The sequence below is a fragment of the Planctomycetota bacterium genome (genome assembly GCA_026387035.1).
In the GTDB taxonomy this organism is placed as follows: domain Bacteria; phylum Planctomycetota; class Phycisphaerae; order FEN-1346; family FEN-1346; genus JAPLMM01.
Genome location: JAPLMM010000230.1, coordinates 1 through 9,994, shown reverse-complemented (window position 1 = coordinate 9,994; position 9,994 = coordinate 1). Strand labels below are relative to the sequence as shown.

At 66.4% G+C, this 9,994-nt stretch carries 7 protein-coding genes and 1 pseudogene; 3 read left to right on the top strand and 5 right to left on the bottom strand.

What is annotated here, in order from left to right; genetic code table 11:
* Positions 1-496 (top strand): chaperonin GroEL (gene groEL / locus NTX40_08575; protein MCX5649132.1); only part of this gene is annotated, 496 nt, incomplete at its 5' end.
* A gap of 208 nt (positions 497-704) precedes the next feature.
* Here groEL and NTX40_08570 read toward each other — a convergent pair.
* Together NTX40_08570 and NTX40_08565 are read right to left on the bottom strand one after the other, a co-directional pair.
* Positions 705-2,045 (bottom strand): annotated as a pseudogene (locus NTX40_08570) (sigma-54 dependent transcriptional regulator).
* Positions 2,046-2,071: 26 nt separating this feature from the next.
* Positions 2,072-3,733: an ATP-binding protein gene (locus NTX40_08565; GenBank protein ID MCX5649131.1), complete on the bottom strand. Its 1,662-nt coding sequence runs from the start codon at positions 3,731-3,733 to the stop codon at positions 2,072-2,074.
* A gap of 590 nt (positions 3,734-4,323) precedes the next feature.
* Here NTX40_08565 and purE point away from each other — a divergent pair.
* Positions 4,324-4,839, top strand: coding sequence for a 5-(carboxyamino)imidazole ribonucleotide mutase (gene purE / locus NTX40_08560; GenBank protein MCX5649130.1), 516 nt, complete (start codon positions 4,324-4,326; stop codon positions 4,837-4,839).
* Entirely contained in the window at positions 4,832-5,875 is a 1,044-nt protein-coding gene (gene mtnA, locus NTX40_08555; GenBank protein MCX5649129.1) for an S-methyl-5-thioribose-1-phosphate isomerase, read from the top strand. Before purE ends, mtnA begins: the two co-directional genes overlap by 8 nt.
* A gap of 213 nt (positions 5,876-6,088) precedes the next feature.
* Here mtnA and NTX40_08550 read toward each other — a convergent pair whose 3' ends face one another.
* The 3 genes from NTX40_08550 to NTX40_08540 all read right to left on the bottom strand — a co-directional run.
* Positions 6,089-7,171, bottom strand: a complete 1,083-nt coding sequence (locus NTX40_08550; protein ID MCX5649128.1) for an ATPase, T2SS/T4P/T4SS family — start codon at positions 7,169-7,171, stop codon at positions 6,089-6,091.
* A gap of 138 nt (positions 7,172-7,309) precedes the next feature.
* A complete protein-coding gene (locus tag NTX40_08545; protein MCX5649127.1) occupies positions 7,310-8,887 on the bottom strand; it encodes a sulfatase-like hydrolase/transferase in 1,578 nt (525 codons plus the stop codon).
* 132 nt (positions 8,888-9,019) lie between these two features.
* Positions 9,020-9,994 (bottom strand): zinc-binding dehydrogenase (locus NTX40_08540; protein MCX5649126.1); only part of this gene is annotated, 975 nt, incomplete at its 5' end.

Genomic DNA, 9,994 nt, shown 5'->3' with positions numbered 1-9,994 from the left:
GCAGATCCACGTCGGCGGCGCGACCGAAAGCGCGGTCAAGGAAAAGAAGGCCCGCGTCGAGGACGCCCTGCACGCCTGCCGCGCGGCCGTCGAGGAAGGCATCCTGGCGGGCGGCGGCGTGGCGATGCTCCGGGCCCGCAGGGCCATCGGCCGCTTGCGGCTCAAGGGCGACCAGAAAATCGGCGCCGACATCGTCCGCCGGGCACTCGAAGCGCCCATCAAGCAGATTGCGGCCAACGCGGGGATGGACGGCTCCATCGTCGCCCAGCAGGTCGAACAAAACAAGAGCGCGACCTACGGCTACAACGCCCTGACGCACAAGTTCGGCGACATGGTGAAGCAAGGCGTGATCGTTCCGATGAAGGTGGAACGGATCGCGCTTCAGAACGCCGCCTCCATCGCCGGGCTCCTCTTGACGACCGACGCCCTGGTGTCCGAGATCCCGGAGAAGAAGAAGGCCCCCGCCGGCGGCGGCATGGGCGAAGATATGTACTAAGAGTCAACGACGAATGGCGAGCAAGGAACGCCGAAGGCTGAAGTAACCAAAGGCGGGTGGCACTGGCGGCCCATTCGGCTTTGCTCAGGGCAGGCTTGTCCGCCAGTGCGCTGCCAGGGAATGTGTCCATTCGGCGCGGCGGCCAAGGATGGTCGCCGCGCGTTTTTTCCTCTCCCTTGATAGGAGAGGGAGGTATTGGTTGCCCGCTCTTGTAGAGTGTCGTGCGGTTGATGCCGAGCGACTCCGCGGTGGCCTGGCGGCTGCCTTGGTTCGCCTCGAGCGCCCGCAGAATAATCTCGCGTTCGGGCGCCTCGAGGGCCTTCTTCAGGGGCAGGATGCCGCCCGAGTCGGCGACGGCGGTGCCGCGGGCGCCGGGCTCGGCGACCTCGTCCGGCAAATCCTCGACGCCGATCACATGGTTCTTCGACAGGACGACGGCCCGTTCCATGACGTTCTCGAGTTGGCGGACGTTTCCAGGCCAATCATACATCTGCATCCGTCGCATAGCCTCTTCCTGGAGGCCGAGGACCTGCCGGCCGCTCCGCTCGGAGAGTTCCTTGAGGAACCGCTCCGCCAGCAGGGGGATGTCGCCGATGCGTTCCCTGAGGGGCGGCAGATGGATCGTCACGACGTTGATGCGGTAATAGAGGTCCTGTCGGAACTCGTGGCGTTTGACGGCCTCGGTGAGGTCCTGGTTCGTCGCGAGAAGGCACCGGACGTCGGCACGTTCGGTCTTCGCGCCGCCGACGGGCTCGAACTCGAAATCCTGGAGGACGCGGAGGAGTTTGACCTGAAGGGCGGGCGTCGCGGTCGAAACTTCGTCGAGGAAAATCGTTCCGCCGTCTGCCTGCTTGAATTTGCCGGCCTTGTCGCCCGTTGCCCCCGTGAACGAGCCGCGCACGTGGCCGAAAAGTTCGCTCTCCAGGAGCGTTTCGGGGAGCGCTCCGCAGGCGACCTCGACGAAGGGCCCGCCGCGGCGGTTGGAGCGCTGATGGATGGCGCGGGCGACGAGGCTTTTGCCCGTGCCGCTCTCGCCCGTGATGAGGATCGTCGTGGGCGTGTCGGCGACGGTTTCGACGAGGTCGAAGACGTGGAGCATTTTGTAATCGTGGCCGACGATGTTGTCGAGGCTGTAGCGTTCGGCCAACTGTTTGCGGAGGGAGCGGTTTTCGGCCGTCAACGATTGCCGCTCGAGCGCCCGCTGGACCACCAGTTTGATTTCGTCGTCGATGATCGGCTTCGTGAGGTAGTCGAACGCGCCGGCGCGCATGGCCTTGACGGCATCTTCGATCGTGCCGTAGCCCGTCATCATGATCGTCACGGTCTCCGGATAGCGGTTGCGGATCAACTTCAAGAGTTCGAAGCCGTTCACGTCAGGCATGGAGATGTCGGCAATCGCGACCTCAAACGCGCTGGCGGCCAATTGGGCCGACGCGTCCTTGAAGCGCGCGGCCGTTTCCACGTCGTACCCTTCGAGCCTCAGCAGTTCCGCCAGGCTCGTCAGGATCAGTTCGTCGTCGTCCACTATCAGGATTCTTGCCTTCGCCACAAGCCTTCTCCTTTCCGGCTACGGCGTCAGCGGCGGTCCCTCGGCCTGGCGGCGAGGAGCGGGACGCGCAGGGTGAAAAGGGCGCCTCCTTCGGGACGGTTGGCGGCCTCGAGGGTCCCCCCCTGCTTTTCCACGAGGTCCTTCGAGATCACCAGTCCGAGGCCGGTGCCCTTCCCTTTCGCCTTGTGCGAGTAGAAAGGCTCGAAGATTTTCGCCAGCGCTTCGGGCGGGATGCCGGGCCCCGTGTCGGCCACTTCGACCACGAGACCCTGGGGCTCCGCGCGGGCCGCCACGGTGACGCGCCCGCCGTCGGGCATGGCCTCGACGGCGTTCTTCACGAGGTTCAGGACAACGTGATACAGCGTGCCGCTCTTCACCGGAGGCACGTCGTCGGCGCAGGAGACGTCGATGCGGACGGCGGCCTTTTCGGCGGCGGGCTTCATGGCCTCGGCCGCCTCGACGAGCAGGTCGCGGATGGGCATGGGTTCGACGACCTGCGTGGCGCTCTGCGAGAAAGCCAGCAAGTCGCGTACGATCGCCGCCAGCCTCAGCAGGCCCTTGTCGGCCTCGGCGAGGTACTTTTCGGCCCGCGGGTCCTCATTCTCGGCCTCGGCGCGGCGGGCCAGGTTTACCAGGCGCATGATCCCGTCCAGCGGGTTATTGATTTCGTGGGCGACCATGGCCGCCAGCCGCCCGACACCCGCCAGACGCTCGGACACCGCCAGGCGCCGTTCCATCAGGGCCCGCTGCGTGACGTCCTCGACGATCAGCACGCCGCCCACGACCGCCTCCTTGGCGCTGAAGAGGGGCGAGCAGGCCAGGTTGACGCGGACGGGCTCTCGGCCCGGGGGCTCGAACGACACATCCTCGGCCCGCCAGAAGTGGCGCATGTGCACAACTCCATGGAGGTTCGTTTCCCAGTCGGGGTCGCTCCGGAGGAGTTTCGTTCGGCGGGCGGCGGCCAGGACGGATCGGTCCAGAGGCCAGAGGCGTTCGGCGGCGGCGTTGCGGAACGTGACGCGGAAATCCCGGTCGAAGACGATGATCCCGACGGGGGCCGACTGGAACAGGTCCTCGTTGAAGGTCTTGAGGCGCGCCAGTTCCGCCCCGGCGCGTTTGAGTTCACCTGCGGCCTCGGCCATCCGGCGTTCCATTTCGCTGCGGAACTCGGCAAACACCAGCCGCGTGTCGAGCGCGAACGCCAGCAGGTTCGCCCCGAGTTCCAGAATTGCCAGGTGCGCCGGCGTGAACGTGCATCCGTCCCGGCAATCGCCCACCAGGAGAAAGCCAAGCGACTTGTCCCCCGCCACGAGGGGGGCTATGGCCAGGCCCTGCCAGCCCGCCAGTTCATCTCCCAGCGTCAGGCCGGGATCCTCCAGCGCCAGAGGCCGGCGCTCGTGGAGGAGGACGTTGAGGACCGGCTCGGCGCCGAGAAGGCCTTCGGGGCTGAGCGTCTTGGCCCTGCCGAGGGCGACGCCCTTTCGGAGGCGCTTCTCCTTTTCCCAGAGCCAGACGGCCCCGCTTCGGCAAGCCAGGAGGTCAAGGACCTCCTCGAGGACCGTTTGCTGAAGGGCTTCGGGACTCTCGGCCGCGGGCAGTGCTGCGGCGAGGTCCGCCAGGAGCGAAAGGTCGTCCGCCTTTGGCCGGCAAGAGGCCGCCCCATCCGAAATGCGTTTCGATTTTGCCACAACAGCCCCCGAAACCTGATACTACAGCGCCGCTTGAGCCTTTGCGCGGTCGAAACCGCAGTTAGCGCGGCGGGTCAGGAGACCCGCCGCGCTAAGTGGCGCTGTAGTCCCAATATCCCCGGGCGATACCACGTTGTAAAAATACAACATTTTTGCCAAAAGTCAAGTGCTTTGCGCGAATTTGGCCGCGGAAGGCCCTTTTTCGGGTCCAAAATCGCCTTCCCATGGACCGCGAAGGGCCCGAGAGGGGCGAACTTCCCCCGCGGTCGCTTGACTCCGGGAACCGGGGGTTCTATACTCGGCCGGACGTGGTACTACTACGCCGTGTTCTTCAACGCAGAGAGCGCCGAGAACGCAGAGAACGGCTGTCAAGGGGTCAAAAGGAGGAGGAGACGGCGTTTTCGTTAGGGGCGTGGAACAGTGCACGGCCAGGGCCGGGGCGTGCCGTGCCCCGGCACGCCGGGGTTGTGAAATAAGAGGTTATCTCTGCGCTCTCTGCGATCTCTGCGTTGAGATAGCGTTGTAGAACTGGTGAAGGAGGTTCGCGCGTGAGCGAAAAGGCGAAGGGTTCCCCCCTGGTGGGCGTGGTCATGGGCAGCGACTCGGACGCCGAGGCGATGCGGCCGTGCCTCGACACGCTGGCCGAGTTCGGCATCCCGTACGAGGTCCGGGTGATCTCGGCCCACCGGACGCCGGACGCGGCCCACGAGTACGCGCGGGCGGCGGCGGATCGGGGATTGGCGTGCCTCATCGCGGCGGCGGGCGGGGCCGCCCACCTGGCCGGCGTTCTCGCGAGCCTGACGCCCTTGCCGGTCATCGGCATCCCCATCCAGACGAGTTCGGTCGGGGGCATCGACAGCCTGCTCTCGACGGTCCAGATGCCGGCCGGCGTGCCGGTGGCGACGGTCGCGATCGGCAAGGCCGGTCCCGTCAACGCCGCCATCCTCGCCGCCCAGATTCTCGCCCTGGCCGATGCCGGGCTTCGCAAGAAACTCGTCGCCTACAAGGCCCGCCTGGCGGATCGCGTCGCCCAGGCGGACCGGAACCTGTCGTTCGACCCATCGCTCGACCCAGAGGCTCTCGACGGGGGGAAGCCGGATGCCTGAGCCCACGGTCCGCTGGGTCGGCGGCCTCGAAGGCCGCATGGAACTCATCGACCAGACCCTTCTGCCCGCCGAGTACAAGACAATCGCGCCTCGGACGGTCGAAGAGGTCTGGGAGGCGATCAAGGTGCTGCGCATCCGCGGGGCGCCCGCGATCGGCGTGGCGGCGGCGATGGGCGTCGTCGTCGGCCTCAAGGACGTGCCGGACGACGAAAAGGCGGTCCTCGCCCGCATCAACCAGACTTGCGACTATCTCGCCACGAGCCGCCCGACCGCCGTCAACCTCTTCTGGGCCCTCGACCGGATGCGCCGCGTCGCCGAGGAGCGTCGCGGCGAAGGCGGCCAGGCCGTCAAGGAAGCGCTCCTCGCCGAGGCCAAGGCCATCCGCGACGAGGATGCCGCTATGTGCCGCGCCATCGGCGACGCCGGCCAGCACCTCATCACCGAGGGCTGCGGCGTCCTGACGCACTGCAACGCGGGGAGCCTGGCGACGGCGGAATATGGGACGGCCCTCGCGCCGCTCTACCGTGCCCACGAAGCCGGGCGCAAGTTCCGCGTCTATGTGGACGAGACGCGCCCGCTCCTTCAGGGGGCGCGCCTCACGATGTGGGAACTCGGCCGGGCCGGCATCGACGCGACGCTTATCTGCGATAACACTGCCGCCGTCGTCATGCGCGAGGGAAAGGTGGACCTCGTCCTCGTCGGGGCGGACCGGATCGCGGCGAACGGCGACGTGGCCAACAAGATCGGGACCTACGGCCTGGCGATCCTCGCGCAGCACCACGGCATTCCGTTCTGCGTCGCCGCTCCGTCGAGCACGTTCGACCTCTCCATCAAGTCCGGCCACGAGATTCCTATCGAGGAGCGGGGGGCGGAAGAAGTGACGGAAGGCTTCGGCCGGCGGACAGCGCCGGCGGAATCAAAAGTCTATTGCCCGGCGTTCGACGTGACGCCCGCGGACCTGATCGCCGGAATCATCACGGAGCGCGGCCTCATCAAGAAACCCAACCGCCGCCGCATCGCCAAGGCGCTCGCGTAGTAGTCCCTCACAGTTGAATTTGTGGGTGCCATGCTTTCGCGCCGTTGCGAAAGCATGTTGCCCGTGTGGCACGGCGGGCCTTGCCCCGCCGTGACTCCCGCACGGCCGGACAAGACCGGCCGTGCCACTCAGCCTGTCGGAAACATGCCCCGCCGGGGCATGGCGCCCGAACCCACACGTTCAAGGTTGACGCACTACTAGCGACTGGAGCGCTCAGTCGGTCCCCTCGGCGTACACGTCGGCGGGGATGGTCAAACCGGCCTTCTCGAGTTTCGCGAGGAACCGGGGCTTTACGCCGCTCGAAACCCACTCGCCCTTTTCGTGGCCGGCTTCATCCGCGCCGCGGCGCCGATAGGCGAACAGGTCGCGGAGGACGATGGCGTCCCCCTCGACGCCGGCGCACTCCGAAATGCGTGTGATCTTGCGCGCCCCGTCCGACAGGAACTCGTGCTGCACGACCAGGTCGATCGCGGAGACGATCTGCCTGTGGATGGCCCAGAGCGGCAACATCAGGCCGCGCGCCAGCACCATCATCTCGAGGCGTGCCACGGCGTCGAGGGGCGAACTGGCATGGAGGACGGCCAGGCACCCTTCGTGCCCGCTGGAGATGGCCTGGAGCATTTCGACGGCCTCATCGCCGCGAATTTCGCCGACGATGATTCGCGTCGGCCGCATCCGCAGACTGTTGCGGAACAGTTCGGCCATGCTGACGGCGCCTTTGCCCTCGACGTTGGGGCGCCGGCACTCCAGCCGCACCACGTGTTTCTGCTGCAACTGAAGTTCGGCCGTGTCTTCGATGGTGATAATTCTCTCAGTCTCGGGGATGTAGCGGCTGAGGATCGCCAGGGTCGTGGTCTTGCCCGTGCCGGTGGCGCCGGAGAAGAGGATGTTGGCTCGCCCCTTGACGGCCGCTCCCAGGAGGTGGGCCATCCGCCGCGAGAGCGTCCCCACGCGAATGAGGTCTGTCACCTTCGTCAGTTGCTGCGTAAACTTCCGGATGGTCACCGCGGGCCCGTCGAGGGCGAGCGGCGGGACGATGACGTTGCCGCGAGACCCGTCGGGCAGCCGAAAATCCACGTAGGGCGCCGACGGCGAGACGGACCGCCCGCTCGACTGGAGCAAGGCGCCGATCAGGTGGTCCAACTGCGGGTCGTCGCGGAACTGGATGGGCTCAGGTTCCATCACGCCGTGACGCTCGGCATACACCTGCCCGGGACCGTTGATCATGATCTCGGTCACTTCCGGGTCGAGCATCAGCGCCCGGATAGGTTCAAGGGACGGATGGTCGAGAAACATGGGTTGGTCTCCCGGTACCCATCGCACGACCACATCAACTCGACGCCCGAAAAGCCCCGTGGACGGCGCCGGCTCGGCGGGCAGCACGCGGTGGGTTCGGAGATCCACCGCGCAAAACTCCGGCTTACCGCCGCGGGTCTACAGCACCTTCGGCTGGGGAGCGTGCGGTTTGCCGTCCGGGTCATTCGGCGGCACGTTGTACACCTGCTGGAGGCGCACCAGTTCGGCGTGCAGGCGTCGGCGTACGTCGGCGTACTTCGGGTCGTTGTAGAAGTTTTTGTTCTCGCCGGGGTTGGCTTTCAGGTCCACGAGTTCCCACTCGTCGACGCCAAGTTCGTAGAAGTGGATGAGTTTGTAGCGCCCGTCGCACACGCCGTAGTGACGGCGAACGCCGTGCCCTCCCCCCTCATAGTAGTGGTAGTAATGCGTCTTGCGCCAGTCGGCCGGCGTCTCGCCCCTGAGAAGCGGGACGAGGCTGCGGCCCTGCATGTCGTCCGGCGCCGGCACGCCGGCCGCGTCGAGGAACGTCTCGGCGAAGTCCAGGGGCGAGGCGATGGCGGAGCACGTGCTGCCCGGCTTCACGACCTCCGGCCACCGGACGATGAAGGGCGTCCGCAGCGACTGCTCGTAAATCCACCGCTTGTCGAACCACCCGTGTTCGCCCAGGTAAAAACCCTGGTCCGAGGCGTAGACGACGATGGTGTTGGAGGCCAGGCCTGACTCGTCGAGGTAATCGAGGACGCGGCCGAGGTTGTCGTCAATGGACGCAATACACCGCAGGTAGTCCTTGATGTAGCGCTGGTACTTCCAGCGAACGAGTTCCTTGCCCTGGAGGTTGGCCTTGCGGAACGCCTCGTTCTTGGGCTCGTAGGCGGCGTCCCAGGCCTGGCGCTGCTCGGGCGTCAGGTCGCCGGGGGGTTTGAGTTTCAGGTCGCTGGCGTTCATCGTCTTGGCGATGGTCATGTCCTGCTCTTTGACGGGGGTGGGCCGACCCTCGTAACTCTCGAAGAGCGAGTCCGGCTCGGGAATCGTGCGGTCGTCGTACATCGTCAGGTACTTCGGCCCGGGCTGCCAGTTCCGGTGCGGCGCCTTGTGCTGGTACATGAGCATGAACGGCTTGTCGGCGTCGCGGCCGTTCTTGAGCCACCCGAGCGCCAGGTCCGTGATAATGTCGGTGGTGTAGCCGGTGTGCTTGACGCGTCCCTCGCCCTTCTTGATCATGGGCGGGTTGTAGTAGGGGCCCTGGTCGATGAGGATCTCGTAGTAGTCGAAGCCCTGGGGGTCCTTCTTGTGGCCCAGGTGGTACTTGCCGATGACGGCGGTCTGGTAGCCGGCCTTCTGGAGGAGTTTGGGAAACGTCTGCTGGTCCTGGTCGAACTCGACGCCGTTCCGATACATGCCGTTCAGGTGGCTGTACTTGCCGGTCAGAACGACGGCCCGCATCGGCCCGCAGATGGAGTTGGTGACATAGCACTCCTGAAAGAGCATCCCCTCGCGAGCGAGGCGGTCGATATTCGGCGTCTGGTTGATCTTCGACCCGTAGGCGCTGATGGATTGGTAGGCGTGGTCATCGGCGTAGACGAACAGGATGTTGGGCCGCCTGCCAGCCGCGCGCCCGGGGCGATCGCCCATACCCAGACAGGCCGGCACCGCCAGGCCAGCCGCCCCCATGCCCATGGTCTTCAGGAACGTGCGCCGGTTCATGGCGAATGGCATGTGCTGTCTCTTCCAAGGATTTCCGATAGAGGCGGGCGGCCACGGCACCCGCGTCGGCCTTCAGTGTACCCAAATGCGGGCGGGTTTCAAGTTTTCGTACGACAATGTTCCACGGGCCTTTCGCGCGGCGGCTCAACTCGAAATACGGAAAGCCCCGTGGACGGCGCCGTGGCGGCTCTTGTGCGTCAGCACGTCCAGCGCCGTCCGATAGTCCTCGAGCGGAAAGATGTGCGTCAGCAGCCGGTCCGCCGGGAACCGTCCCTCGGCCATCAGGTCGTGGACAGCCTCGTACGTGTGGACGCGCCGGCCGCGCCACGCCTCGATGCCGCGCCCGTGGCTCCCCATCACGGTAATCTGCTTGTGGGGAATCGGGTCCCAGTCCACCCAGCGCGGATGGCCCATGCCGGCGATCATCACGGTCCCCTGGGAGCGAACCAGGCGAAGCGAGTCCTCGACGCTGTCGCGGTTCCCGACGCCGTCGTAAATCAGGTCCACCCCGCCCAGCAGGATCTTCTTGCCGTAGGACCCTTTGATGGGCCGGATGCCGAAAAGTTCGCCCACGCGGGTGAAGGCGTCCTTCTCCTTCAGGTCGGCCCTGTCCCAGGCCTCGTCCGCCCCCAGATGCAAAGCCAGGCCCTTCTGGAACCGATGGCGGGCGATGGCGAAGAGGCGGCCCTTGAAACCCCACGCCCGAAGGTAATCAATGATCCCCAGCCCGATCACCCCGCACCCGAACACGAGGATGTCCTGGTCCTGGGGCCCCGGCGGGTGCCGCAGCACCGTGTGCACGCTGCACGACAGGGGATCCACGAGGACGGCTTGCTCGTCCGAGAGGCCGTCCGGCACGGGCACGAGTTGCGAGGCGTGGGCGACGAAGGAATCCGACCACGACCCGCCCACCGTCGCCGAATGGCCGATGGAGAACCCGAGTTTCGCTTCCCCTTCGGCGACGTTCCAGCACGCGCACGTCTGGCCCGCGCGGCACGAGGGACAGGGCGCCAGACCGCGCGCAGCGCAAGAGATAACCGGGTCCACGTTGACGCGCGCCCCCGGACGGACGCCCGCCGCACCGGGCCCGCACTCCAGAACGGTCGAGACGTTCTCGTG